This window comes from Streptomyces sp. DG2A-72, assembly GCF_030499575.1.
Lineage (GTDB): Bacteria > Actinomycetota > Actinomycetes > Streptomycetales > Streptomycetaceae > Streptomyces.
In genome coordinates this window covers 5,432,840-5,455,900 of record NZ_JASTLC010000001.1, presented here as the reverse complement: position 1 = coordinate 5,455,900, position 23,061 = coordinate 5,432,840, and the positions used below count along the sequence as shown (strand labels likewise).

Annotated in this window: 24 protein-coding genes and 4 pseudogenes; 17 read left to right on the top strand and 11 right to left on the bottom strand. The window is 69.9% G+C overall.

The genetic code is table 11. The features are described from left to right. Positions 1-148: 148 nt before the first annotated feature. The 4 genes from QQY66_RS26070 to QQY66_RS26055 are packed head-to-tail and all read right to left on the bottom strand — an operon-like array spanning position 149 to position 4,201. On the bottom strand, positions 149-1,906 hold the full coding sequence (locus QQY66_RS26070; protein WP_301982719.1) for an ABC transporter ATP-binding protein: 1,758 nt from the start codon (positions 1,904-1,906) through the stop codon (positions 149-151). Further along, positions 1,903-2,430 (bottom strand): lasso peptide biosynthesis B2 protein, encoded by a 528-nt coding sequence (locus QQY66_RS26065; RefSeq protein ID WP_301982718.1) that lies wholly within the window; start codon positions 2,428-2,430, stop codon positions 1,903-1,905. Before QQY66_RS26065 ends, QQY66_RS26070 begins: the two co-directional genes overlap by 4 nt. Next, entirely contained in the window at positions 2,427-2,711 is a 285-nt protein-coding gene (locus tag QQY66_RS26060) for a PqqD family protein (protein ID WP_301982717.1), read from the bottom strand. Before QQY66_RS26060 ends, QQY66_RS26065 begins: the two co-directional genes overlap by 4 nt. A 5-nt stretch (positions 2,712-2,716) precedes the next feature. Beyond that, positions 2,717-4,201 (bottom strand): asparagine synthase-related protein, encoded by a 1,485-nt coding sequence (locus QQY66_RS26055; RefSeq protein ID WP_301982716.1) that lies wholly within the window; start codon positions 4,199-4,201, stop codon positions 2,717-2,719. Between the two features lie 1,092 nt (positions 4,202-5,293). On the opposite strand from QQY66_RS26055, the pseudogene QQY66_RS26050 reads away from it, so the two are divergent. From QQY66_RS26050 to QQY66_RS26035, 4 genes and pseudogenes are all read left to right on the top strand, one after another. Then, positions 5,294-5,542: pseudogene (locus tag QQY66_RS26050) on the top strand (helix-turn-helix domain-containing protein); the annotation flags it as partial. A gap of 447 nt (positions 5,543-5,989) precedes the next feature. After that, positions 5,990-6,358, top strand: a complete 369-nt coding sequence (locus QQY66_RS26045) for an STAS domain-containing protein (protein ID WP_301982715.1) — start codon at positions 5,990-5,992, stop codon at positions 6,356-6,358. 64 nt (positions 6,359-6,422) lie between these two features. Further along, the gene (locus QQY66_RS26040; RefSeq protein ID WP_301982714.1) at positions 6,423-7,175 is read left to right on the top strand and encodes an ANTAR domain-containing protein; all 753 of its coding nucleotides are present in this window, start codon (positions 6,423-6,425) and stop codon (positions 7,173-7,175) included. Further along, positions 7,172-7,939, top strand: coding sequence for a GAF and ANTAR domain-containing protein (locus tag QQY66_RS26035; RefSeq protein ID WP_301982713.1), 768 nt, complete (start codon positions 7,172-7,174; stop codon positions 7,937-7,939). Before QQY66_RS26040 ends, QQY66_RS26035 begins: the two co-directional genes overlap by 4 nt. Positions 7,940-7,945: 6 nt before the next feature. On the opposite strand, the gene QQY66_RS26030 is transcribed toward QQY66_RS26035, so the two are convergent. Further along, positions 7,946-8,431: a DUF5994 family protein gene (locus QQY66_RS26030; RefSeq protein ID WP_301982712.1), complete on the bottom strand. Its 486-nt coding sequence runs from the start codon at positions 8,429-8,431 to the stop codon at positions 7,946-7,948. Between the two features lie 170 nt (positions 8,432-8,601). On the opposite strand from QQY66_RS26030, the gene QQY66_RS26025 reads away from it, so the two are divergent. The 7 genes and pseudogenes from QQY66_RS26025 (at position 8,602) to QQY66_RS25990 (ending at position 13,620) form a co-directional block, all read left to right on the top strand. Beyond that, complete coding sequence (locus QQY66_RS26025; protein WP_301982711.1) at positions 8,602-8,853, top strand: hypothetical protein; 252 nt, start codon at positions 8,602-8,604, stop codon at positions 8,851-8,853. Positions 8,854-9,006: 153 nt separating this feature from the next. Then, positions 9,007-9,534 carry a DUF5994 family protein gene (locus tag QQY66_RS26020; RefSeq protein ID WP_367666995.1) on the top strand — a complete coding sequence of 176 codons (528 nt, stop codon included), beginning with the start codon at positions 9,007-9,009 and terminating at the stop codon, positions 9,532-9,534. A 711-nt stretch (positions 9,535-10,245) separates the two neighbouring features. Then, positions 10,246-10,947: a DUF5994 family protein gene (locus QQY66_RS26010; RefSeq protein ID WP_301982710.1), complete on the top strand. Its 702-nt coding sequence runs from the start codon at positions 10,246-10,248 to the stop codon at positions 10,945-10,947. A gap of 10 nt (positions 10,948-10,957) precedes the next feature. After that, on the top strand, positions 10,958-11,233 hold the full coding sequence (locus QQY66_RS26005; RefSeq protein WP_301982709.1) for a hypothetical protein: 276 nt from the start codon (positions 10,958-10,960) through the stop codon (positions 11,231-11,233). A gap of 68 nt (positions 11,234-11,301) precedes the next feature. Then, entirely contained in the window at positions 11,302-11,613 is a 312-nt protein-coding gene (locus QQY66_RS26000; protein ID WP_301982708.1) for an STAS domain-containing protein, read from the top strand. Positions 11,614-11,874: 261 nt separating this feature from the next. Beyond that, positions 11,875-12,825: pseudogene (locus QQY66_RS50460) on the top strand (SpoIIE family protein phosphatase). 78 nt (positions 12,826-12,903) lie between these two features. After that, complete coding sequence (locus QQY66_RS25990; RefSeq protein ID WP_301982706.1) at positions 12,904-13,620, top strand: GAF and ANTAR domain-containing protein; 717 nt, start codon at positions 12,904-12,906, stop codon at positions 13,618-13,620. Positions 13,621-13,752: 132 nt separating this feature from the next. Here the strand turns inward: QQY66_RS25990 and QQY66_RS25985 are convergent. Beyond that, positions 13,753-14,340 (bottom strand): annotated as a pseudogene (locus tag QQY66_RS25985) (sigma-70 family RNA polymerase sigma factor); the annotation flags it as partial. Between the two features lie 478 nt (positions 14,341-14,818). On the opposite strand from QQY66_RS25985, the gene QQY66_RS25980 reads away from it, so the two are divergent. The 4 genes and pseudogenes from QQY66_RS25980 (at position 14,819) to QQY66_RS25965 (ending at position 18,185) form a co-directional block, all read left to right on the top strand. After that, complete coding sequence (locus QQY66_RS25980; RefSeq protein WP_301982705.1) at positions 14,819-15,469, top strand: hypothetical protein; 651 nt, start codon at positions 14,819-14,821, stop codon at positions 15,467-15,469. A 698-nt stretch (positions 15,470-16,167) separates the two neighbouring features. Then, complete coding sequence (locus QQY66_RS25975; protein ID WP_301982704.1) at positions 16,168-16,341, top strand: CsbD family protein; 174 nt, start codon at positions 16,168-16,170, stop codon at positions 16,339-16,341. Positions 16,342-16,475: 134 nt separating this feature from the next. Then, a pseudogene (locus tag QQY66_RS25970) lies at positions 16,476-16,835 on the top strand (hypothetical protein); the annotation flags it as partial. A 483-nt stretch (positions 16,836-17,318) separates the two neighbouring features. Continuing rightward, positions 17,319-18,185 carry a hypothetical protein gene (locus QQY66_RS25965; protein ID WP_301982703.1) on the top strand — a complete coding sequence of 289 codons (867 nt, stop codon included), beginning with the start codon at positions 17,319-17,321 and terminating at the stop codon, positions 18,183-18,185. A gap of 499 nt (positions 18,186-18,684) precedes the next feature. Here the strand turns inward: QQY66_RS25965 and QQY66_RS25960 are convergent, their stop codons facing one another. Continuing rightward, entirely contained in the window at positions 18,685-19,518 is an 834-nt protein-coding gene (locus QQY66_RS25960) for a ribonuclease BN (protein ID WP_301982702.1), read from the bottom strand. Between the two features lie 168 nt (positions 19,519-19,686). Between QQY66_RS25960 and QQY66_RS25955 the strand changes: the two genes are divergently transcribed. Continuing rightward, positions 19,687-20,043, top strand: a complete 357-nt coding sequence (locus QQY66_RS25955; RefSeq protein ID WP_301982701.1) for a PRC-barrel domain-containing protein — start codon at positions 19,687-19,689, stop codon at positions 20,041-20,043. Positions 20,044-20,082: 39 nt separating this feature from the next. Next, the gene (locus QQY66_RS25950; protein ID WP_301982700.1) at positions 20,083-20,253 is read left to right on the top strand and encodes a hypothetical protein; all 171 of its coding nucleotides are present in this window, start codon (positions 20,083-20,085) and stop codon (positions 20,251-20,253) included. Between the two features lie 697 nt (positions 20,254-20,950). Here QQY66_RS25950 and QQY66_RS25945 read toward each other — a convergent pair. The 4 genes from QQY66_RS25945 to QQY66_RS25930 form a co-directional block, all read right to left on the bottom strand. Continuing rightward, positions 20,951-21,136 (bottom strand): helix-turn-helix transcriptional regulator, encoded by a 186-nt coding sequence (locus QQY66_RS25945; protein ID WP_263974113.1) that lies wholly within the window; start codon positions 21,134-21,136, stop codon positions 20,951-20,953. Continuing rightward, positions 21,121-21,300: a hypothetical protein gene (locus QQY66_RS25940; RefSeq protein WP_301982699.1), complete on the bottom strand. Its 180-nt coding sequence runs from the start codon at positions 21,298-21,300 to the stop codon at positions 21,121-21,123. The genes QQY66_RS25945 and QQY66_RS25940 overlap by 16 nt, the downstream gene beginning before the upstream one ends. A 9-nt stretch (positions 21,301-21,309) precedes the next feature. Then, positions 21,310-21,621: a type II toxin-antitoxin system RelE/ParE family toxin gene (locus tag QQY66_RS25935; protein ID WP_151476979.1), complete on the bottom strand. Its 312-nt coding sequence runs from the start codon at positions 21,619-21,621 to the stop codon at positions 21,310-21,312. A gap of 70 nt (positions 21,622-21,691) precedes the next feature. Further along, a complete protein-coding gene (locus QQY66_RS25930) occupies positions 21,692-22,918 on the bottom strand; it encodes a tannase/feruloyl esterase family alpha/beta hydrolase (RefSeq protein ID WP_301982698.1) in 1,227 nt (408 codons plus the stop codon). Positions 22,919-23,061 lie beyond the last annotated feature (143 nt).

The window sequence follows — 23,061 nt, the reverse complement described above, 5'->3', positions numbered from 1 at the left end:
GGCCGACTGCAGGGCATGCCGCAGGCAGAGCAACAGACGATCGAGGAAGCCGGGCACATCCCTCAGATCAGCCATCCGCAGGTGGACGTGGCGGCGCTGACCAGGTTCGTGCAGGGAGCCTGACCCGGCCGGGCGCACCGCACGGCCCCTATCCGGGGAGGATGTCCCCCGTCTCCTGGGCGCGTGCCAGGAAGCGGTAGTGCTCGCTGCTGCGTAGCAGTTCGCTGTGGGTGCCGGTGGCGACGACCCGGCCGCCGTCCAGGACCACGACGAGGTCGGCGGCGCGGATCGTCGAGTACCGGTGGGCGATGACCAGCAGGGCGCACTCGTGGGTGATGCGTCGGATCGAGCGGCGCAGGGCGGCCTCGTTGAGCGCGTCGAGGTGGGCCGTCGGCTCGTCGAGGAGCAGCAGGGCCGGCCGGGTGAGCAGTGCGCGGGCGAGGGCGACGCGCTGGCGCTCGCCGCCGGACAGGGCCATGCCGTGTTCCCCGGCTGGCGTGTGCAGTCCGTACGGCGACCGGGCGACCACTTCGGAGAGCTGGGCCAGCTCTATCACCCGGTCCAGTTCTGCGAGGTCCGCGCCGGGGGCAGCGTACAGCAGGTTCTCGCGCAGTGTGCCGTACAGCACCGGCGCGTGCTGCTCCACGAGGCCGATCCGTGCGCGGTGTTCGGCCGGGCTCAGGGTGCGGATGTCCCGGCCCTCGAACAGGACGCGGCCCGCGTCAGGGTCGTAGAAGCGCTCCGCCAGCGCGAAGACGGTGGACTTGCCGGCGCCGGAGCTGCCGATCAGGGCGACGTGGCCGCGTCGCGGAACTGTGAAGGAGACTCCTCGGAGCACCGGGCGGCCCGGCTCGTAGTGGAACCGGACGTCCTGGAATTCCAGTACGGGAACTGCGGGGACCACGGGGGCATCGTGTGCCGGCGTCGCGGGCCGGCGCTCGGGTTCGGGTCCCGTTTCACCCGGCAGGTCGAGCACCTCGCTGATGCGTCGCAGCGCGCCCAGGCCCTGCCGCATGGTGCTCAGCGCTTGGAAGACCGCGGCGACCGGGGACATCAGATAGAGCATGTAGAGGAGGAACGCGGCGAGGTCGGCGACCGAGCCGTCCCGGCCGGCGACCCGAATGCCGCCGATCAGCAGCACCAGCAGGAACGACCCGTTGATGGTGAGGGTGATCGCCGGGGCCACCACCGCGTCCAGGGCGCCGACCCGCACGCTCTGGCCGTACGCCGACCGGGCCCGGGCCCCTATCCGCAGGGTCTCGCGTTCCTCGGCGCGGCTGGCGCGCACGGTACGGATGGCGCTCAGCGCTCGTTCCAGTTCGGCGGTCATCGCCCCGGTGGCCTGCTGTGCGTGGAGCGAGGCCCGCTCGATCCCGCGCAGCACCGACGTCACCGCCACCGAGCCGAGTGCGATCACGGCCAGCACGATCAGGAACAGCACCCAGTCGAGCCACACCATCAGGACCACGACGCCGACGAGCCCGACGCTGCCGGTGACCGCGTCCGTGAAACCCTCGGAGACCAGCAGCCGCAGCGCGGTGCTGTCGGCGGCAGTCCTGGCGATGAGGTCGCCGGTGCGCCGGCGGTCGTACGTGCGCATGGGCAGCCGGAGCAGGTGGGCGATGAGGTCGAGGCGCAGGCCCAGTACGACTCCTTCTCCGGTGCGGGTGAGCACGTATCGGGCCACCGCCTGTACGACGGCCTGCGCGAGGAAGAGCACGACCAGCAGGCCGATGGCACCGCCCGTCGCGGTGCCCGCACTCGCCGCCTCGATGACCCGTTTGACCACCAGGGGCTGGGCCAGGGCGAACGCGGACCCGGCCACGGCCAGCGCCGCGGCCAGGGAGATGCTGCGGCCCTGGCCGCGCAGGACGCGCCGGACCTCCTGCGGGCCCGTGCGCCTCATCGGGTGCTCCCCCGGACACCCGGACCCCCCGCCTCCACTCTCGGTACCTCCTCGGAACCGACGCGCTGCAGCTCTGCGAAGCCGGCCTTGAGTCCCTGGATGTCGCCCAGCACTTCGTCGTACAACTCCGCCCAGGCATGGAAGGCGAAGCGTCCGCCGATCGACGAGCGCTGCCGGGCCACGACGACCTCGGCCGGCAGTCCGAGCGTGGTGAGGTAGGTGACGAGCGCGTAGGAGCGGGGCAGGCACAGCGCGTCGGGGTCGGCCAGCCGCAGCCAGGTGAGACAGGGCAGCACCTCGCGGCGGGCGAGCCGGACCGCCTCCGCCGGCTCCCACCGGGCCTGGATCGCGGGCCGCAGGGTGCGCAGATACCGCTGGGCGTCCGGCCAGCCGCGCCGCCGGAGCAGGCGCGCGGCGCGGACGGTGCGGGCGGCGGCGAGCAGCCGTGCCCGCCGGGGCGGGTGGGGTGGCGGGGGTCCGGGGTCGTGGAGCAGGAACTCCCAGTCGGCGGTGGGGGCGTTCATGGCGCCGCGGTGGAATCGGTGCCGGGCTCGGCGAGGTGGTTCTCGGTGAGCCGGCCGGTGAGCGTGGCGAGGCCGTCGCGGAGCATGGCGTCGGTGGCATCGATGCGCTCACCGAGATGTCGTACGGCCTCCTCTGTGGTGTCGTACCGGAGCGCGGCTTGCAGCATGAGGGTGGCTACGGGGTTCAGCTCGTAGTAGGCGCCCTCCGCGCCGTCGAGCAGCACGCCGGTGCCGTCGGCGGGATCGAAGGCGGTCTGTTCGGTGAGCCGGAGCAGCGGCATGGCGGTCACCTCCGGTCGTCCGCCGCCGTCGGCATACGGGGGCGGCGGCCCAGTCGTGCTTCGAGGTCGCGCAGGAAGAGCTCGACCATGGCGGAACAGAGCAAATTCTCGGCGTTGCGGCGCAGCGCCCCCGGGTCCGTGAGCACCTCGTCGAGGCGCCGCGGGTCGACGACGCCCAGCTCGGTCAGCCGGGCGTCGGGGGCGCCGAGGATCCGGGCGAGCGCCTCCGGGTGGCGCAGGCACCAGGTCTCGTCGGGCGAGCCGAGCCAGGTCCGCCCGTAGTGGCGCCAGATGTCGGGGGGCAGCCGGTGCGCGGCGGCGAGCCGCAGGACGGGCTTGTCGATGGTGCGCCCCGCGTGGGGGATCAGGCGGTAGACGTCGGGCAGCCTGGCCGCGAGGCGGCGCAGCGGTCGGCCGCCGAGGGGTTTGGCGAGGTGGATGCCGCGCGGGCGCCACAGGGCGAGGTTCAGGGTGTGTTCCTGGGGTGCGAAGTCCAGGTCGTACGGTTCGGGGGCCGCGTCGGGCACCGGGACGAGGAAGTCGCTGCCGAGTTCGACCTCGGCGAGCGCCTCGGGGTCGGCGTACAGGGAGTACGAGGGCCGGGCACTGCGCAGAATGCGGCTCAGCTCCCAGCGGGTGCCGAGCAGTCCACGCAGCATCCGCCACTTCTCGTACAGCGGTATGTCACCCGCGAGGATGTCGTGCAGCCCGTACCGCAGGGGACCGAAGAGCGTGTCCCCCTCCAGGCCCGACAGCACCACCCGCACGCCGTCCGCCGCGATCCGGTCGGCGACGCGCTCCAGGGAGCGCGGCCAGACGTGGTTGAAGGGGTGCGGGAAGTCGCACGTGGTGGAGAAGTAGTCGTCGTCGGTGGCGCGCGGGACGGTCACCAGGGGGACGGCCAGGTGCCGGCACACCTGGCGCGCGTACGAGGACTCGTCGGCGGACGGGTCGTCCGTGCCCATGTGGTACGCGGTGACGTCGGCGCCGTGCTCGGCGAGCGCCGCCAGGACGGTGGCCGAGTCGACGCCGCCGGAGAGCAGGATGCCGATCCGGCCGCCGGCGCAGGGGCGGGTTTCCTCCAGCAGCAGGTCGTAGGTGAGGCGGGCGTACTCGCGCAGGGTGGTGCGGCGCGGCAGTTCCAGGGGCGTGGCACGCTCGTAGGTCTCGGTCTGGGTGGAGCGGGGGCCAAGGGCGGTGAACTGCCCGGGTCGCAGCAGCCCGAGCCCCGGATACAGGAAGACGTCCTCGCCTCGGCAGCTCCGCCAGAGGCTCTCCCGGTCGAAGTCCGGCAGGCGTCCGCCGAGCAGGTCTCTCGGGTCGGAGGACCAGGAGACGCACGTTCCGGTCCTGCGGTGGAAGATCTGGTCGGGGCTGGAGAGCCCGCGGAAGACAACGACCCGCTCCGGTGTGACAACGCACCCGGAGAGTTCCGCCGGGAGCGTCCTGAGTATGGCGGCGAGGGCACGGTATTGTGCACCGGCCGTCACGTCAGCAATTCGCTGGACGAATTCCAGGGATGGACGGAATATCAGGGGTCCGGAGAAAAGAACCCGAGTTCCGTTATCGGGTTGTGGCGGGATCCCGGGAGATCCAGCACTCAACCATTGAAGCGAAAAATACTCCCCGGGCGGAATGCGCTCAGGGGTTCCAGGGGTGCCGAGTACGACACGCCCCGAGCACCCCACGAAGTCCCCTGCTAGGTGCTGGTCAGATGTGACGGCCCCTCCCCGACCGACAGTTGCACCAGCAGGTGAGGGGCCGGGGCGTTGCTGGTCACACAATGTTGCCGTGACCGAGGAGGTCAGGAACGCCGCGGCGGAGCTGCCCGGTCAGTTCCTCGATCCGCCCTAGGCAGATGACGGTCGGAGCGGTGTACTTCAGCATGGTCTCTCACCTTCTTCCCTCCATGAATAATCTAATACGGTCCACTCCGGATATCACGAAAGAACGGGCCACGGGATGACAAAATGAGGTTGACCATGCAATCACCACCGTCCGGGAAAAGGCACCTTGAATACTTGCCTATTGAGCGCGCGGAGCGAGACGAGAGACACCCCGTACCCACAGCGTGCTCTATCGGCGGGGGGCGGTCGACCTCGTGGTGGCCGCCACGGCCGAGCTGCAGGGGCTGACCCCAACCGGACGGGCGAACGCTTCACCGGAGGGCTGTGCACTGGCGAAGCGCTCCCCGAGTCGGACATGCGAACCGGCCGAGCCAAGCACAGAGCCCGTTCACCCCGGCACTCTGCCCGCCGCACGTCGAAGCCGTGCCCACAGCATGCCCATAAGAGCGGACCACCACGGTCAACAGCGGTGCGACCGGGCCCGGGCGACGATGCCGGTGCGATGAATCCCCGCAGGTCACCGTCCATGTCGCCGCTGGAGCGCCGTCGCTTCCCAAGCTGAGAGCGCGAGTTCGATTCTCGTCACCCGCTCCATGATGAAACCCCAGGTCGATGGCCTGGGGTTTGTTTGTTGTCTAGTCCAATTTGAGGGTGGCGTGCGCTCTGCGTGCCCTAAGTCGAGGCGCAGTGCCCATTCCGGGGCCTCAGGCCGCGAATTCAGGGCCCACGGGACTGATCGACGACGACACCCGCGCCTGGCTGCAGCACCACGGCCACCTCGACCGACTCGGCGAGCACGCCTTGCACGCCGCCGACGAGAAGTGGCGCACCTACCGGGCTCCATGGGCGCCCCGCGCCGCCGCCGCATGGGCTTCCGACTGGTGCGCGTGGATCGCTCGGGAACACACCCTCACCCCTGGCCGCCCCAACCTCTACGCCCTGCCCGGCGGCACCCCCACGGAACCGAACGCGCCTGGGGGTTGAAGATCTGTCATGACGCAGGTCCCGGCCCTGCACTGTCTATCCCATCCTCGACCGGCTCACCGAGCACGGCTGGATCACCGCTCGCGTCGAAAGCATCACCCCATCCGGGACGCCCCGCGCGCCGCTACTGAGATCCCTCCCGGCTACTCGGCAATGGCCTGATCCGCATCGCGGGTCGGGCCCCTGAGCCGGCTCCCGGGCGCCGACCTGGGCCCGCACGACTCTCTTGCACCTTCGCCCTCGATCCCGTCAGGAACCGACCAGGGACGACACTTTCGACCACCCTCGTGGATACCTGGAGAAAGGGCGACCGACCGGTCCCCTCGCGGCAGTACGCTCGTCATACGGCCCGCCCGTGCCCCCGGCCCTCTCCGTGCTGTCCAGTTCCGCGCAACAGAGGCCCTGCGCAAGGCGAAAGCCACTCCACCGACAGAGGAGATGGGGCGCATGAGCCCGCATCCCGACCTGTTCAACGAGTTGCGTGTGGTCACGGCCGGCGGCGAGTTGGACGTGACGACCGCGCCGGCCTTCGCGCGTGATCTGGAGGACGCCCGGCACGGCAGCGGGCGGCTGTTCCTCATAGTCGACCTGCTCGGCGTGACCTTCATGGACGGCAGCGTCCTGGACCCGCTGTGCGCGGCGTGGGAGGACTGTCATGAGCGGCTCGGATGGGTGCGGGTCGTGCACAACGGGCCAGGCGCAAGTCTGGTGTTCCTGGCCGGCGGTCTGCGGGAGCGTTTCCCGCGGTACGCGAGCGCCCAGGACGCCTGGAACGGCATACCCGCAGAGCGCGCGGCGGCAGACCCGGCCTCGTAATGTACGGCGCAGGTCGTACTGCGTCTCACCCCGAAGTGCCCCGGCCACCAGGGAGCGGAGAACGGTGATCAGCGACGGCATGGCCGAGGTCCTGCGGTCGCTGCACCGGGGCGAGGCCGCCGACGACCCGGCGCAGGCGTGTGCCCGGGCGTTGGGCGCCGAGGGGGTCACGCTGTCGCTGCTGGTCGGTGCCAAGCGGTCGGCCGAGCCGCTGTGGTGCCATCCCGAGCTGAGCGCGCGGTTCGAGGAGCTCCAGTTCACGCTGGGCGAGGGCCCGGGGCCGGACGCGGTCCGTGTCGGCTCACCCGTCGTCGAGCCGGACCTGGACCGGGTGCGCACCGAGCGGTGGCCCGCGCTACTGCCGGCCGCGCGCGAGCTGGGCGTGCACGGTGTGTGCTGCTTCCCGCTGGGCATCGGAGCCATCCGGATCGGCGTACTGACCCTGCTGTGCGACGGCAGGCGGCGGCTGAGCGAGCAGCAGTACGAGGACGCCACCGCACTGGCGGCCGCGCTGACCGGCGCGTTTCTGAACGGCGACCGACGCGACGGGGACGGGGGCGTTCCCAGGCTCGGCATGGCCCTGGAACCTCCCTCGGTGCTGCGCCGCGCGGTCGTGCACCAGGCCACGGGAATGACCAGCGCCCAGCTGGACGTGTCCATGGAGGAGGCCCTGCTGCGCCTGCGCGCCCACGCGTACAGCAGCGAGCGCCCCCTCGGCGAGATTGCCGCGGACGTCGTCGCCCGCAGACTGCGCTTCGACGACGACTTCAACAACGATGTAAGCGGGCCGTATTCGCCCGACGATGGGAAGGGATGATCAGCATGGCCCGCGAACGACGTCTGGCCGAGATCTTCGTGGAGGTCGCGGACTCCCTCGTCGAGGACTTCGACGTCATCGACCTGCTCCAGCGGCTGTCCACGCGCTGCGTAGAACTGCTCGACGTGTCGGCGGCCGGAATCCTGCTCGCGGACTCGCAGGGCGAACTGCAGATCATCGCCGCCTCGGACGAGCACACCCGCCTGCTGGAGCTGTTCGCGCTCCAGCACGACCAGGGCCCGTGCGTGGAGTGCTACCGCACCGGCACCGCCCGGACCAACATCAGCCTGGCGCGGGCGGAAGTCACCGCCGGCTGGCCGCGCTTCGCCGCACGCGCTCGCGAGACGGGGTATGTGAGCACGCACGCCATCCCGCTGCGCCTGCGCAGCCGGGTCGTCGGCGCTCTCAACCTCTTCCAGGCCACACCGCACCGCCTCGGCGACGACGACATAGTGCTTGCCCAAGCACTCGCCGACGTGGCCACGATCGCGATCCTGCAGCAGCGCACACTGGAGCAGTCGCACGTCGAGAACAGCCAGTTGGAGACCGCGCTGACCAGTCGCGTCCTGATCGAGCAGGTCAAGGGGGTCCTGGCGGAGCGCTGGAACACCTCCGTCGACGACGCCTTCGCCGCGTTCCGGTCGTACGCCCGCGCCCGTCACCTGCGCCTGTCGGACCTGGCCACACGGATCATCTCGGGCGCCTTCGACACCGCCGCCATCCCGCCGCCGGCCCCGGACCGGACCAGCGACGACCGCGGCTGACCGCCGTCACACCCCCGGCGCCGCCCGGCCGGTCCCGGTGTCGATGAGGATCTGTTCGGCTTGCGTGACGTTGTCGGAGCGGACGGCCTCGGCCATCGCGGCGCGTGCCGCCTCTGGCGTCGCGTGCGGTGGGACCACGAGGAGGGAGAAGTGGTCCTGATCGCCCCGGGTGACGAGAACGGTGTCGTCGCCGACAGGGAAGGAGTCGATATGGACGACGCGGTCGTCGACGAGCAGTCGAGTCGGCAGCGCGTCCCAGGCTCCGACGTCCAGGCCCACTCGCGTGACCGGCCCGAGGTACTCGGTCAGTGCGGAGATCAGGGCGGGAAGCTCGGATGCGATGTCACGGGATCGCGGCCACCACGCCCCGTCGAGAACGCCCCGGCGGTCGTGCGTGGTCTCCAGCCGTACCACAGCCGTCCCGGGCTTCACCACCTTGTGGACGGCGTCCGGCAAGAGCCTGGTCACCCGCGGGGAGCCGGAGTCGGACATGACACTCGCCTGTCTGCGAGAGATACGGAGTGACTTCCTCGTTTCAATGTACTCTTCGGCCCACAGCAGCCGGAAAGCTCGCTGGCCACACGCGGAGCCCTCGGGTCACGCCGGCGTAGAGTGAAATATCCGGTCCGCCCATCCATCCTCAAGGGGAACAGCAAGTCGTCATGCAGCCCAAGGAAACACCCTCGGACGGACACGCCGACGTACGCATCGTCGCCGCCTCACCCGAGGACGCCCGCCGGGTCGCGGAGGTTCTCCGCCGCTGCTTCGCCGCCACAGAACAGCGCAGCTACCCCGCGGACACCGAGGGAGGGACGCTCCTCCGGCTCACCGTGGACACCACGCGCGCGGCAGAACCGGCGCGGTCCTGGCTGGAGTCCAGCCGCTCCTCGGGCAAGGACGACCGCCGGAAGTGAGGCGATCTCCGGGAGCGGTCCGTTCGGGCTCTTCAGGGAGTAGCGTGAAGTCATCGGGAGCACTTCGCGCACCGGCCCCGATCCCGGTGTCGTTCCTGGTGAGCAACGACACCGGACAACTGCCCACGCGCAGAGGTCCGGGGACGGGTTCGCATGATGTCCGCGATCACCGAGCATCCGGCGCTGCGCGCCGTGCCCTTCAGGGCGACGACCGCACGCCTCGCCCTCAAACCCGTGAGCCCCTCCCCGGGACGGGTTGAGCTGGACGGTGCCTGGTGGCCCCGCTCACGGGACCTGACGGATGAACTCCCCGCGCTGGCCGACGTACTGGACCCGCTGTGGGGACGGATCACCCGGATCGCCGTCAACCCCCGCTACTGGCCTATCATCCCACACAAGATCTTCGTCAACGGCCATGTGGTGAAGGTCGGTTGGTTCACCTCGGAGCTGGATCCGCACAAGATCCTGCTGCTGTCCTACACGGCGGGCCGCTGGGACCTCCTGGTGATTCCCCCGGAGACCAGTGCCCCCTCGGCCGCCCGGCTGATGGCCGCTGCGAGCGCGAGCACCGGCCCGCAGTTGACCGCGACCGCCCTCATGACGGCGGAGCAGGCCGACGGCACCTCCTGGTCGTGCGACGCGGGCACCGGACGGCCCGGCCGACTGGCGGCGGCGATGTGACCGTCCGCGTCGCCGCCGCAGCTGTAACGAGGCGGCCCGGATCGCGTGGCCACCGCGTTGACACGGACCGCCGCCGGACGTTGACCGGCAGGACGGTGCAGAGCCATGCCACTTCCGGAACCCACGGCGAAGCATTCCGCCCACCCGTCTCGCTCAGACCCTGCGGGAACCCCATCCACCGGACAACAGTGAGGCCGGCCATGACCGTTTCACAGACCATCAGGCACCAGGCGCAGACGATGAAGGGCAGGATCACGGAAGAACTCGGCCGCGTCAGCCGCAACAGGCGACTGCAACGCCGGGGGCAGGAACGACCGGGTCTCCGGGAGCCTGAACCAGGCCGTCGCGAAGATCAAGAAAGCCTTCCGGCGGAACGGAAGCGGCCCCCGATGATGTACGACCAGACGCGCGCCCAGCAGCCCGTCGGCCAAACCCCCGGCCCCGCCGCGCGCCGCGGCCAAGGCCCGGAGCCGCTCCTCTCGTCGGACGGACAGGACAAGGTTGTCCAGCGCCTGTGACGAAGCCAGGGCCCGGCTCGTGAACGCCCTCACGAACGGCGGCGTCCTTTTCGCGCCGGCCGGCAGGACCGGGGCCCCGACGCACAGTCCGACGAACTCCGGCGAGCGCTGAGGCAGTACCGGGAGATCACCCAGCGACTGCTCCACCTCCAGGCCCGCCGCAGGTCCGCGCTGCGACGGAGCGCGGAGTAGTGTGGACGGTACCGAGGGCAATTCGCACACCGGCTTCCACGCCGGGTCGTTCTCGGCGAAAGATGAAACCCGGGCCGCCGCTGAGGCGGCCCGGAGACGGGTCCGCATCATGTCGGCGACCTTGCACCCCACCCTGCACCCCGAGCCCGTCGCAGCCCCGGCCGCGCGTCTCGCATTGAAGACCGACGGCACCTCGCGCGGACTCCTGGACGGTGCCTGGTGGCCCCGCTCCCGGGATCTGCTGAGCGAACTGCCCGCGCTGACCGACGTGTTGGACCCCTTGTGGGGCCGCATCACGCGCGTCGCCGTCAACCCGAAGTACTGGCCGGTCATCCCACGCCAGGTTCCTGTGAACGGCCACATCGTCAAGGTCGGCTGGTTCACCCCGGAAATCGACCCGCACAAACTGCTGCTGCTCTCCTACGGCACCGACCGCTGGGACCTGCTGATCATCCCGCCGGAGACCGGGGCGGAGTCGGCGGCCCGGCTCATGGCCGCCGCGTCCGACCACGACGGCCCGCCCCTCACCGCGAGCGCGCTCATCGCCGCGGACAAGGCCCGGCACGGCGTCGCCGCGACCGACGAGCCACTGGACCCGGACGAGACATGGGAGTACGAGGGCGGCGCCTCCGCGGTGTCCACGGTCGTACCGGAGCAGCCCGGTGCGCCCGGTCGGGCCAGTCACCTGATCGTCGGTAAGTGAGGCGGCCGCCATGAACACCTTCCTTACAGCCGCCGCCTTCATCGTCCTCATCGCAGCGGCGGCATACGTGATCCACCGGCTCAACCTCCAACACGCCGACAGGATCGCCGTGCACCGGTACAGCGCCGCCCTGCCCGGCCGCCGCGGACGCGTCACGCCGCAGCCCCCGGTGGAGCCGGACCGATCCGAGTCACCGACCGCCGGCGAACGACGTGACCACCGCGACGGAGGCCGCGGCCGCTTCCCGCCGCGCCGCCGCCGCAGCCGTACCACTCACCACAGGTGACCAGCCGCTTTCCGTCACCGGGCCATCGACTGTGCGGGGAGCGGCCGGGGGCCATGAACCGAGGCGTCATGACTCTTCCGCAGCTGAACATCTACCGGCACGACCGGGGCAGACGAGCACTGATCACCCTGGCCGGCGAGATCGACCCGGCTACCGCGCCCCAGGTGCGCGCTGTCCTGGAGCGGTGCCTGAGTGACGGCATCACCACCATTGACGTCGATCTGACCACCGTCGGCCTCTGCGACAGCAGCGGCCGGCGCGTCTTCCTCGATGCGTCGCGGCACGCCGCCGAGACCCACGCGTGCCTGCGGCTGCACCACCCGTCCCCGCAGACCACACGGCTCCTCGCGGACACCGGCTCCGATCTTCTGCTCCTGTGACGGCTCCGGGAGAGATGTGGTGCACAACGGGACGGAGAGCCATCAGTTCCGACCGTGTGTGACATGCCGCGTCTCGCGTAATGGGCTGTTCGGCGTGGCAGGTCGCGTCACTCTGCGCGGGTTGATCGCGGTCGTGTCAGGAGCCCGTGTGTACAGATCACGTGCGGGTCGAGCGCATCCGCCGTGACCGCAAGACGGACCGCGCATGTCGGTGCGGGCACTGGACTCGCTGCACGAGGTGAGCGGCAGCCTGACAAGAGCATGCAGGACCGGGCACACGAGATGCCGCCGCAGCTGATCGTGGAAGAGGTGGCCAGGGTCGGTTGCCGCGACGTCTCGATCCTGCTGCATGACTACGGCCGGCAGGTGCTGGTGCGCGACCCCTGCCGAGGTGCCGCAGTCCGACGGCGTCCGGATGTACCTACCGTTGCTGGACGGCAGCGACCAGGTGGGCGTGATGGCCCTCATCCTCGACACCCTCGATGACAACGACCGGCGGCTGCTGCGCAGACTCGCCAGCCTGGTCACCAGGCACAGCTACACCGACCAGTTCTTCCTTGCCCGGCGCCGCGAACCGATGAGCGTGGCCGCGGAGATCCAGTGGTCCCTGCTGCCGCCGCTGGCGATGTCCGTCCCGCAGGTCGCGGTGGCCGGAATCCTGGAGCCTGCCTACGGCGTCGCAGGCGACAGCTTCGACTACGCCCTCAACGAGGACATCCTGCACGTGGCCATGGTCGATGCGATGGGCCATGGCCTGGACGCCGCCACGATGGCGACCGTCGCCGTCGTGGCCTACCGGCACGCCAGACGTGCCGACATCGGCCTGTCCGAGATCTACGCATTCATGGACCGGGCCATCGCCGAGCAGTTCGGGCCCGACCACTTCATCACCGCGCAGATGATGCGTCTGAACATCGCAACGGGCTGCCCCAGATCAGCCAGCAGATGCTCCAACCCGGCGACCGAGTGCTGTGCTTCACCGACGGCCTGATCGAGGAGCACGAAGCCCCCATCTGCAGGGACAGCACGAACACGGCGCGTGCCCCGGCTTCAGGCACCCTCACCGTCCAGCTCGGCGTCGGTATCGACGAAGCCTTCGTACGGCTGCGCGCCTACGCCTTCACGCAGGGACGCCGGCTCGCCGACGTGGTGGCCCGTCGGCTCCGCTTCTTACCGGACACGGAACCCGGACGGACCGACGAGGAGACCTGATGTATCGGTGCCATCGGACGAACGTGCCGCGCTTCCCGCCCCTTCCCGGCGGGCATAGTCTCCATCGAGGGTGACACCATGAATCAGCAGCTCCTGGCCAAGACCTTCGTCGAGCTGGCGGACAACCTGGTCGCCGACTTCGACCTGATCGACTTCCTGCGCCTGCTCACCGACCGCTGTGTAGGGCTGCTCGGCGCGAGTGCCGCCGGTGTGCTGCTCGCGGACCGCGACGGCGAGCTACGCGTGATGGCCGCCTCCGACGAACAGGTACGGCTGCTGGAGCTCTTCCAGCTCCAGAACGACGAGGGCCCCTGCCTGGAGTGCTTCCGCACCGGCACCCTCGTGATCGTCCCCGACCTCACCCGGAAGGTCGACCGCTGGCCGCGCTTCGTCATGGCGGCCCACCGCAGCGGCTTCGGGGCGGTCCAGGCGCTGCCCATGCGCCTGCGGGACGAGACCGTGGGCGCCCTGAATCTCTTCGGCATCGCGCCCGGCCCCTTCGACCCACTCGCCACGCACATCGCCCAGGCCTTGGCCGACGTCGCCACCATCAGCCTGCTGCAACAACGCACCGCTCACCGCAGCACGGTGCTCAACGAGCAGCTGCAGACGGCACTGAACAGCCGGGTACTGATCGAACAGGCCAAGGGGAAGCTCGCCGAACGCCAGGGCATCGACATGGAACAGGCTTTCAGCGCGCTGCGCGGCTACGCCCGCTCCCACAACCGGCGCCTGGCCGACGTGGCCCGCGCCTTCATCGACGACTCCGACCCCCTTCCCGGTCTGGGGTCCTGACCCACTCCGCGCCACAGTCGACACGCTACCGACCGCGATCCCTGCGGCGGCGGCCGTCCGTGGCGCGACGATGGGAAGTCCCCCTCCACCGTGTCCTCGCGCGTTGTCCTCCGCGGCGGCGGGACTGGTGGGAAGGATCTGGCGTTCGCGTTCGGGCAGGGCCCGCAGCAGAGGTCGTAGCGTCTCACGGTTGACGACCCGGTCGAATCCGGGCTCCATGCCACCGAGGCTGTCGGCCAGCGGGTAACTGTCCGCGGAGCCGCCGGGCACGGCGTCCAGGGACAGGGCGGTGAAGCTCTCCAGCGCCCCCTGGCCCAGAGCAACACGTCCGCCTCGGTCAGTCCGGTGTGTGCGGCGATCTCGCGGACGGCGGGTATCGATCCGCCCAGCGAAGTGCTCAGCTCATGGTCGGCGGAGCGGACCTGGCCACGCAGCTCCTGTACGCGCCGCGGCACGTGCACGACCCAGAGTTCGTCACGGAAGTGACGCTTCACCTCGCCGAGGATCGTCGGTATGGCAAAACTCGGGAAGGCGGTGCCGAGACTCGGGTCGAAGCGGGACACCGCCTTGACCAGGCTCAGTTGGGCGACCTGCTTGAGGTCTTCGAAGGCCTCACCGCGATGACGGAAGCGCCGGGCCAGCCGTACGGCCATCGGCATCCAGGCGCACCACCTTCTGGCGCAGCGCGGACCTCTCCGGGCCGTCCGGCAGAGCGGCGATACGGCGGAAGGCTGCGTCGGTGTCCGGTGCGTCGTCGTAGTGGCGCGCACTTCGTGGGCCTTCGTGCGTTCGCCCGGCATGGGCAACGTGTCTCCCTGATCGGTGGCGTCAACTCACCGTGGGAGCCGGCAGACCGCAGCACACAGGGGAGCAGCGACGGCTGCTCGCACGGGCGTGCCTCCGGTCTGAAGCACACCAGAGGCTTCCCGGGCAGCCGCTTCCAAACAGGCTTCCGCCACACAGTCGCAGCTGCCCACGGAGGACGTAGGGGGCAGGCGACGCGAGCGGCGACACCCGGCCGGCACATTCACCGTCCAGTTGCCTGCGCACCAGTGGCCCCGTGCCCCCAACGGGCCCCGGGGCGGTGCTGATCCGGGGCTATGCTGCTGTACAGACGTCCCGGACCCCGGCGCCGCACCACCCGTCGGTCACGATGGCACTCCCGTACATTTCCCGGACTTCTGAACCGAGGCGCCCCATGCGCACCCCGCGGCACCCGCACGAACCCGAAGGCTCGGCGCCGTCCGCCATGGACACGGTGCGGCTGCGCCGACTGAACCGCTGGCAGGCCGAGGGCCTGCGGGAGGACCTGGCGGATCTGTACGTGGAGTCATCCGTCACCCCGCCCGGCGAGGAGTTCCGCGGTCGGCAGGAGTTCCTGCGCCGGCTGGAACACGACGTACAACTGCCGGGATTCGACATGCTGGTCGCCGAGGCAAAGGGCTTGACCGGCTGTGTCTCAGGGATCCCCGTGCCGCGCGACGGCTCCTGGTGGGAGGGGTTCGACGGACCAATGCCGCAGAACCTGGAGCAACTGACCGCGTCCGGGCATGTCTTCGCGATCCTCGAAACCGTCGTCCATCCGCACCAGCACGCCCACGGGCTCGCCCGCCGACTCCAGGAGCGTCTGCTCGCCGACCACCAGTCCTCGCTCGGCGTCACCTTGGTGGATCAGTCCGCCCGTACTACCTGTGCCGCCTTCAAGGACCGGGGCTGGCAGGAGGCGGGGCAGATCCACCGCCTGCCCGGTCAGGCGGCATTGCGCGTACTGGTTCTTCCTCTTGGCGAGCGCACGGAGGAACATCCCGACGGCCTCGCCCACAACGACCGGACCCAACGGCCCGAATAGCCCGCACCGGCCGGACATGGCGCGACCGAGGCGTGGAGGAGCGGGTGGATCTGTCTCCGGAGCAGGAGGCGCGGCGGATCGCCGCGGTGCGTCGGTACGACATCCTGACCCGCCGGGTCCTCTACCGAGGTCTCGGCCGTCAGATCCCACCAATCCCCCGGGAGCATGGTTGTGCGATGCATGGCGCGTACCTCTCCACGATTTCGGCGCGTCCGGTGTGGCTGCAGCCGTCCCGGAACCTCTGGATGCCAGGCCAGTTCATCGGTCACCCGCGGCGACGCTGCGTTGACACAGACAGTCGCCAGGCGTTGACTGACAGCACGGCGTAGGGATTTGCCGCTCCGGATCACTCGGGCGACGCATTCCACCTTCCCGCTTCGCCCGGACCCCGCGGAACCAGGAGATTCCCGCGATCTGGAGGCCCGGCGAGGGTATGGATTCTTCTCCTTCTGCTGATCCTGGTGGTGTTCGGGTTCGGCTTGACCATGCAGACCCTTTGGTGGGTCGCCGCAGTCCTGCTGGTCGTCTGGATTGTCGGCTTCGCCGTGCGCGGGCGCGGCGGTGGCGGACGCCGTGGTGCCGGCCGCCGGTACAGCCGCAGTCACAGGTAGTCCACACCAGGCCGCCCCCGCCCGCCGAAATGCGGCCTGTACGGCAAGCGCGCGGGAGCCCATCCAGCGAATGAGCAGAGGACAACCATGAGCGTCGGGCAGACGATCAAGCACAAGACACAGGAACTCAAGGGCCGGATCACCGAACGCATCGGCCGCACCATCCGCAACAGGCGCCTGCAGCGCGAAGGCAGGACCGACCGGGTCTCCGGAAACCTGAAGCAGGCCGGCGACAAGGCCAAGGACGCCTTCAGGCGCTGACCACAAGCGCCCCGGGTGATGCCCACCTCCCGTGGACACCACCCGGCAGGCCAACGCGGAATCAGCCCACAGGAAGTGCCGGGCACGGCAATGAAGCAGAGCAACCCACGAACCGAGAGCCAGAGAAGGAAGCCATGCTCACCATCGTGATCAGCGCCGTGATCGTGATCGCGGCGGTCGCCGTCCTCGTCGTCGGACGTGGACGAATCCGGGACGGCGACACCAAGGCGGCAGAACGGGAACTCAGTGAGCGCGTCAAGCAGCACGGCTCCCTCACGGAACAACGACTGCAGAAGGCCGTCACCGAGGCAGACGCGCTCCTCGCCCGCTTGGCAGGGGGCCGCGGCTTCCCCGGTGAACAGTTCGAAGAGCAGTTCACCGCCCTCTCCGTACACCACGCCGTCCAGGTCCCCGGCTACCGCAGCATGCACACAGCCGCCCGCGGCCAGAGCGGCACCGAGGTACGGGAGGCGATGGTCGAAGCCCGAGGCCTGCGCGCCGAGTCGGTCTGCCTGCCCGGTCCCTTCTCCTAGCGCCGCACTTTCCGCTGGGGAAACCGACCGCCCCCGGGCCTGGCGTTCGCCGGGTAACGTCCGTGCGCTTCGCGTTCCGGTGATCTGCCGCTCGTGTGGGGAGGCTGATTGCCGCCCAGCCTGTGGGGGCTTCGTCCAATCCTCCGCAGGCGGGGCCGACGCACGCTCAGCAGCTACTGCACAACTCGTGCCCGGACCAACGCGCATCGGCCGTTTCTCGTCCGGTGCGAACAGCTCCATCCGCGCGGGAGGGTGCTTCCACGGGACCGCAAAACGCTCCCGGATCTCCATCAAGCTCGCGTCCGCCCCACCGTGAGCGGGACACATCCGGCCATCACGCACTGGTCGGCGAGTTGTCGCCCGGCTGGGTCCTTGCTGTCCGCCATCACACCGATGGTCACGGCGCCGATGGCTGCCGGGCTCCAGAACTATCAAGGGATATTGGTGGAGAATCGCAGAGAAGAAGAGGAACGGGCGCCCAAGCGCAAGGTCCTCGACCTGACTCTTGTGCAGGTAGTGGCGAGCGCACTCGCGACTGTGGTGGGCGCGGTGCTGGCATCCCTGCTGGGGGTGACCGGGACAATCATCGGGGCCGCCGTGATCAGTGCCAGCGCGACCACCGGCGCAGCGGTCTTCTCTCATGCTTTCCGACGGACGGGCGAGGGGATTCGCAGCCGGGTGCCGTCCGTAGGAGTGCCGAGGACGCCGGGCGAGGAGCGGGCGGAACACCGCGCGGACGCCCGGGCGGCGTTCGGTTTACCGGCGGACGCTACGGCTGTTGACACGAGGCCGCCCGGTGAGCCCGGTGGCCCGGGTGGTGAGCACGGCGGGACGACGCCGGCCTCCGCGCCCTCCGAGGGCGAGTCGGTCACCACCTACCGGGGTGGCTCCCTCCGAAGGTCCATCGGCTGGAAGAAGTACGCCCTGGCGACGGGCCTGGTGTTCGCCCTGGCGATGCTCACGGTGACCGCGGTGGAGCTGATCATGGGCAAGCCGGTAGCGGCCGTGGTCAAGAATGAGCCGGGCAGGGGAACTTCGGTGGGCGGTGGCGCGGCCGGTACCCCCGATCCCGCCGACAACCGGACACCCACCCCGGGTGCGTCCAGTGGCACGGCGTCGCAGACGGGCAGCTCTGCCTCGCCGGACGCGAGTGCGGCGCCGGACACCAGTTCTGCTCCCAGCAACAGCTCCGGTCCCAGCGCCTCGGCGTCGTCCGAGTCGTCCGCGTCGTCCGAGTCGTCCGCGCCATCCGAGTCGTCCGCGCCGTCCAGCAACGGTGCCGTGAGCAGTTCCGACGCCACCGCTGACTGAGCAGAGACGAGTGGGTCCTGGCCTCATGGGTGGCCTCGTCGGCGAGCAGAGCGCGGAAGGCCCGGTCGGAGATGGGCCAGCCTGGTCAGCCGTTCCACGAAGAACGACCACGGCCGAGAGGAGAGGCATCCAGCGGCGAACCCGCACCGCCGTCCGACGTGTACGAGCCGCGTCGGCCGACGGGCTGGTGTGCCGGCGTATCGCCAGCGGCCTCACCGTCGCCGCCCGCCGGTCAGCAGAGGTCCCTGCCGGAGTCGGTCGATCATGACCGCTGTGACGCCTGGTTGTTCCACGTCCTGACCTCCGCCGACACGAACGTCATCCAGCCCAGCGCAAGCGTCCCGTCCGGCACCACCCCATCACGATCCTCCGACCGCCGACGCCCTTCGACCGGTCGTACAGGCAGCGCGCTTCCTGTGAAGTGAGCCGATCAGGACATGGCTGACTCGCGTGAGGGCGATCACGGCCCAGGCCAAATGACCATCTGCCCCGCAGCAGCTCACCTGCGTCGTTTCAGTGCGTGTGCCGCGCGCGGGAGTTCTTCGTACAGCAGTCGGCCAACCAGTGCCCCGCCGAAGACGACGACTCCCACACCGACCAGCCAGGACTGGATGACCAGAACGGTTCCGACGGGGCCGTAGGTGACGGCATTGGATGCGATCAAGGGCGAGAAGACGAGCCTGGAGAAGACCCTCAGGCCGAGCAGCCCGATCACGGTGGCCACGGCGCCGGGCAACAGAGCGCGCCAGCCGATCCGCCCGCCGAGCAGCAAGCGCTGGGACCACCAGAGCAACAGCACGGCGCTCAGCGACGCGACGGCCACACCTGCCAGGGGTTCACGCCGCAGCGTGGTGGTGGCGGAGACGAAGAGGTAGCCGGTGAGGACGCCGAGCCACACCACATGCCGCCACCTCGCCCACCAGCGGGCCGGCGGCAGGTCCCAGACCTTCTCGTAGCCGGTCTGCACCGCCGCCCCGAAGGTCAGACCGAACACGGCGAGCGCTGCGATACCGAACGCGGTCGTGGTCCGCAGTGCCTGGCCGGGCCGGATGAACAACTGCTCGACCTGCCGCCTGGAGGCCCTCGACACGCCGAGCCCTTCCCCCAGCCACTGGGCGAACCCCCGCCCGTGCTCGGGATCGGCAGAGGAGACAATGATCAGCAGCGGCACCAGCGTGAGGAACCCCAGCGCCGCGAAGCCCAGCGAACGCGACCACAGCTCGAGATCCCTGCTGCGCCGCCATCCTCGCCCGGCTGGGGAACGGGTGATCGCGCGGCGCAGCCGCCCGAGTCGAGATGGACGGTCCGCGGCACCGGAAGGCTTCATCGGCATGCCTGTCGACTACCACGCTCGGTACCGTCACCGCGCGAGGGCGCGACACAGAGGTTCCTCGATAACCTGGAAGGACAAGGGCCTATCGGTCCCGCATCGGGCGGCGGCTTACCGCAGGGGCAGCTGGGCGGCTCGCACCGGCCCGGATCAACGGCTCAGGAGGCAGCCATGATCCATTCAGCCGATATCCGCGAGTGGCGCAACCGCAGCGTCGTCGACCCGAAGGGCCACAAGATCGGCGTGCTCGAAGCGATCTACGTGGACACCACCACCGACGAACCGGCCGTGGCCACGGTCCGCACCGGACTCCCCACCCGCCACCACCTGGCCTTCGTGCCCCTCGACGAGGCGACCCTCGGGCCGGACTACGTCAAGGTCTCCTACGCCAAGGCGCTGGTGAAGAAGGCACCCTCGGTCGGCATGGACGACATCCTGCCCGCCGAGGCAGAGGAAGCGATCTTCCAGCACTACGACATGACCTACCAGACGGGCGCAGGCGGCGAGCGGCAACTCGCGCGCCGCTGACCGTCCGGTGCTCAGCTACCCAAGGGAGATGTTCGCATCATGGCTCTCTTGCTGTTTCTCGTTCTGGTCGCCGTCGTGCTGGGAATCATCGGAGTCGTAGCGGATGGGCTGAGCTACCTGCTGATTGTCGGCATCGTGGTCCTCGTGGCCGCGCTGGCCCTCACCGCCGCGCGCCGGTCCCAGCACTCCCGTCACCGCCCCATCCGATAACCCCTGGCCCCGTGAGAGCCGCCTCCACCCGGACGGTGAGCAGCGCGACTCCGCGCCCCTGCCTCTGGTCTGCCTGCACGATCCCCTCCCCTCAACGAGAGTTGATCTTCCCTGCCGATCACGGACTTCAACACTGATCCGCGGAAGTGTGCACTCGCGACGCGGTCTCTGGTCCGGGCAACAGAGCGAGCCGAGCCCGGCGCTTCACCCATCGCAGTCACGCAATATCCCGCAGATATACGACGCCGTGCCCATAGCGTGCCCGTAAGAGCGGGAAACCACGGTCAACAGCGGTGCGAACCGACCCTCACGACCACCCAAGGAGACGGTATCTGCGCAGATCAGAGCCACAGAACCCGCCCAAGCGCCGTCGCTTCCCAAGCTGAGAGCGCGAGTTCGATTCTCGTCACCCGCTCCAGAGAGAAGCCCCAGGTCAGCGACCTGGGGCTTCTGTTGCGCCACCGGCTCTCCGGTGCCTTTCACCCCGCCACGCACTCGAAGATTGGGCACGCGGTGGGCACGAGTGCTTAGTTGAGGCGAGCAAGCCTCTGCTCCTCATAGCGGTATGTATCGCTGACCTGCTGTTTTCACGCCGAGCAGCGCAAGATCATATAAGGAGAGCCCTCAGCCTGCTTTTCCCGTAAGAACGCTGCCGAGCGGTGCACCGTAGGGGACCACTCCAAAGCCTTCGGGCAGGCTACGCCGCCGCGCTGCCCTGATCACCACTGGCCGGCATCCGCAGCGTGTGGTCACCGAAGTCGGCGACGAGGTCCAATCTGCCGCCGAGCGCCTCGACGTAACGTGCGATGACATCGAGAGTGGCGACCTCACCATGCTCGATCTGGGATACGCGAGCGATGCTCACCCTCATGCGGGCAGCCACGTCCCTCTGGGCCAGCCCGTACTGCTTGCGCGCCTCGGCGAGTTGATGACCACGGGCTTCGCCGGCAGACGGCGCGCACCAGCTTCCACCTCGGCGGGTTCCACACCGGCCGAGTACAGCTCCTGCTCCAGGGTCTCCCAGTCCTGCGGGGCCTTCTTGCGCATGCCTACTCCTCAGTCCTCCGTGTCGCCGACGTAGTCGCGGTAGAGCTGTTCAGCCAGAGGAATGTTGTCGCGGTACCAACGATCCCAGTTTCCCGCCTTGTCGCCGCCGAGGAGTAGCAGGGCCGAACGAGTCGGATCAAAGGCGAAGATGATCCGGATCTCGGACCGGCCACCCGATCCCGGCCTCAGCTCCTTGAGGTGATGCAGGTCCGATCCCTTCAGCCGGTCTGCAAGAAGACGGCCCAGAGTGGGACCAGCGTCACGCAGTGCGGCAACGGCCTGGGCAACCTGGGAGGCAGAACCGAGATCCTCCTTGATCAGCTGCCGGAACCACTCCGCGTACTCATGCGGGTCGGCCCGGGGCGTAGATCCAGGCGGGTGCAGGAGGCGTTCAACGCCGACACTGGGTCCAGCCCTCGAGCTTCGTGAACGCCGCCGCGAAGGCGGGGAGCACCGGCCGGAAGTCCGGGGCGAGCGGGGTCAGCCCGTCCGTATGGGGCCCGCCGGGCACCGCGATGGTCCGGTGCAGCCGGGTACGGTCCGCATCTGCGACGAGTCGGGTGTACGCCGCGGCGTAGCGGGACGGCGGGGTGAGGGCGTCGAGGCTGCCCTGGACGCTGATCAGCGGCCGGGTCAGCCGGCCGGTCAGGGAGATCCGGGCGATGGCGCGGTGCACGCTGCGGGGGCGGGCGGACAGGTCGTACGCGGAGTCCTCACCGGTGTAGGCCGGGTCGAGTTCGGTGCGGACCTGGTGCAGCAGGGGCGTCCACAGGCTGCGGAAGCTGAAGGCCCAGGCGGGCTCGGAGCCGGCCGGATAACCGGTGGTCAGCAGGGCCGTGTGGGCGGCCGGGTCGCCGTCGGCGTAGGCCGGATAGGCGCGCAGGGCGGGCGGCAGGGTGGTGAGCAGGCTGGTGTCCGGGGTGAAGATCAGCGCGTTCCAGTCCACCCCGCCGGTGTACAGCTCCGGGTGGTGCTCCAGCTGCCACCGCACGAGGTATCCGCCGACGGACAGTCCGGCGGCGTAGGTGCGGGTGGGGGCGTGCCCGTAGTGGCCGGTGAGGGTAGCTCTGGCGGCGCGGGTGAGCTGGGTGACGCGCCGGTGCCATTCCGCGATCGAGGCGCCGGGGCGCTGGCCGGGCGTGGCCGGGGCCGCTCCCGTGCTGCCCTTGTCCGTGGCGGCGTAGGCGTAGCCCTTGGCGAGCACCTGGTCGGCGATGATCGGGTCGTTGGCGTACTGCTCGCGGGTGCCGGGCGGTCCGGCGACGACGAGGCCGCCGTTCCAGTCGCGCGGCAACCGCAGCACGAACTGGGCGTCGTGCTGCCAGCCGTGGTTGGTGTTGGTGGTGGACGTGTCGGGGAAGTAGCCGTCCACCTGCACACCGGGCACCCCGGACGGGGTCACGGTGCCGGGGGCGACCAGCCCCGCCCAGTCCGCCGGGTCGGTGTGCCCGCTGCGGGTCGTCCCCGCGGTCGTCAGGTCGTCCAGGCACGAGGTCACCGCGCGTTCGGCACCGGGCACCCGGACCCCGGGGCAGCCCCCGGTCTGCGCGGCGGCGGGTGCGGCGGGGATGGTCAGGGCGAAGAGCAGGGCGGGGGCGATCAGTCTGGCTCGGATCACGGGGAGCTCCTTTGCGGCTGCGTCGGCCTCGTCGGCCGGATGCACACCGCGACCGTAAGAACCCCGCCCCGCCCCTCAGAAGTGCGATCCGGCCCCCGCCTCCGCAGCCGGAGGTCACGTGCCTTCCGGCACTGCCGCCCAGG

What these genes read in the sequence shown, in the direction of transcription:
- QQY66_RS25980 (WP_301982705.1), top strand. Translation starts at nt 14,819, where the DNA reads ATGCGCACCCCGCGGCACCCGCACGAACCCGAAGGCTCGGCGCCGTCC.
- QQY66_RS25975 (WP_301982704.1), top strand. Translation starts at nt 16,168, where the DNA reads ATGAGCGTCGGGCAGACGATCAAGCACAAGACACAGGAACTCAAGGGC.
- QQY66_RS25955 (WP_301982701.1), top strand. Translation starts at nt 19,687, where the DNA reads ATGATCCATTCAGCCGATATCCGCGAGTGGCGCAACCGCAGCGTCGTC.
- QQY66_RS25990 (WP_301982706.1), top strand. Translation starts at nt 12,904, where the DNA reads ATGAATCAGCAGCTCCTGGCCAAGACCTTCGTCGAGCTGGCGGACAAC.
- QQY66_RS25950 (WP_301982700.1), top strand. Translation starts at nt 20,083, where the DNA reads ATGGCTCTCTTGCTGTTTCTCGTTCTGGTCGCCGTCGTGCTGGGAATC.
- QQY66_RS25960 (WP_301982702.1), bottom strand. Translation starts at nt 19,518, where the DNA reads ATGCCGATGAAGCCTTCCGGTGCCGCGGACCGTCCATCTCGACTCGGG.
- QQY66_RS26000 (WP_301982708.1), top strand. Translation starts at nt 11,302, where the DNA reads ATGACTCTTCCGCAGCTGAACATCTACCGGCACGACCGGGGCAGACGA.
- QQY66_RS26045 (WP_301982715.1), top strand. Translation starts at nt 5,990, where the DNA reads ATGAGCCCGCATCCCGACCTGTTCAACGAGTTGCGTGTGGTCACGGCC.
- QQY66_RS26060 (WP_301982717.1), bottom strand. Translation starts at nt 2,711, where the DNA reads ATGCCGCTGCTCCGGCTCACCGAACAGACCGCCTTCGATCCCGCCGAC.
- QQY66_RS26065 (WP_301982718.1), bottom strand. Translation starts at nt 2,430, where the DNA reads ATGAACGCCCCCACCGCCGACTGGGAGTTCCTGCTCCACGACCCCGGA.
- QQY66_RS26030 (WP_301982712.1), bottom strand. Translation starts at nt 8,431, where the DNA reads ATGTCCGACTCCGGCTCCCCGCGGGTGACCAGGCTCTTGCCGGACGCC.
- QQY66_RS25940 (WP_301982699.1), bottom strand. Translation starts at nt 21,300, where the DNA reads ATGCGCAAGAAGGCCCCGCAGGACTGGGAGACCCTGGAGCAGGAGCTG.
- QQY66_RS26025 (WP_301982711.1), top strand. Translation starts at nt 8,602, where the DNA reads ATGCAGCCCAAGGAAACACCCTCGGACGGACACGCCGACGTACGCATC.
- QQY66_RS26070 (WP_301982719.1), bottom strand. Translation starts at nt 1,906, where the DNA reads ATGAGGCGCACGGGCCCGCAGGAGGTCCGGCGCGTCCTGCGCGGCCAG.
- QQY66_RS26035 (WP_301982713.1), top strand. Translation starts at nt 7,172, where the DNA reads ATGATCAGCATGGCCCGCGAACGACGTCTGGCCGAGATCTTCGTGGAG.
- QQY66_RS26020 (WP_367666995.1), top strand. Translation starts at nt 9,007, where the DNA reads ATGATGTCCGCGATCACCGAGCATCCGGCGCTGCGCGCCGTGCCCTTC.
- QQY66_RS26005 (WP_301982709.1), top strand. Translation starts at nt 10,958, where the DNA reads ATGAACACCTTCCTTACAGCCGCCGCCTTCATCGTCCTCATCGCAGCG.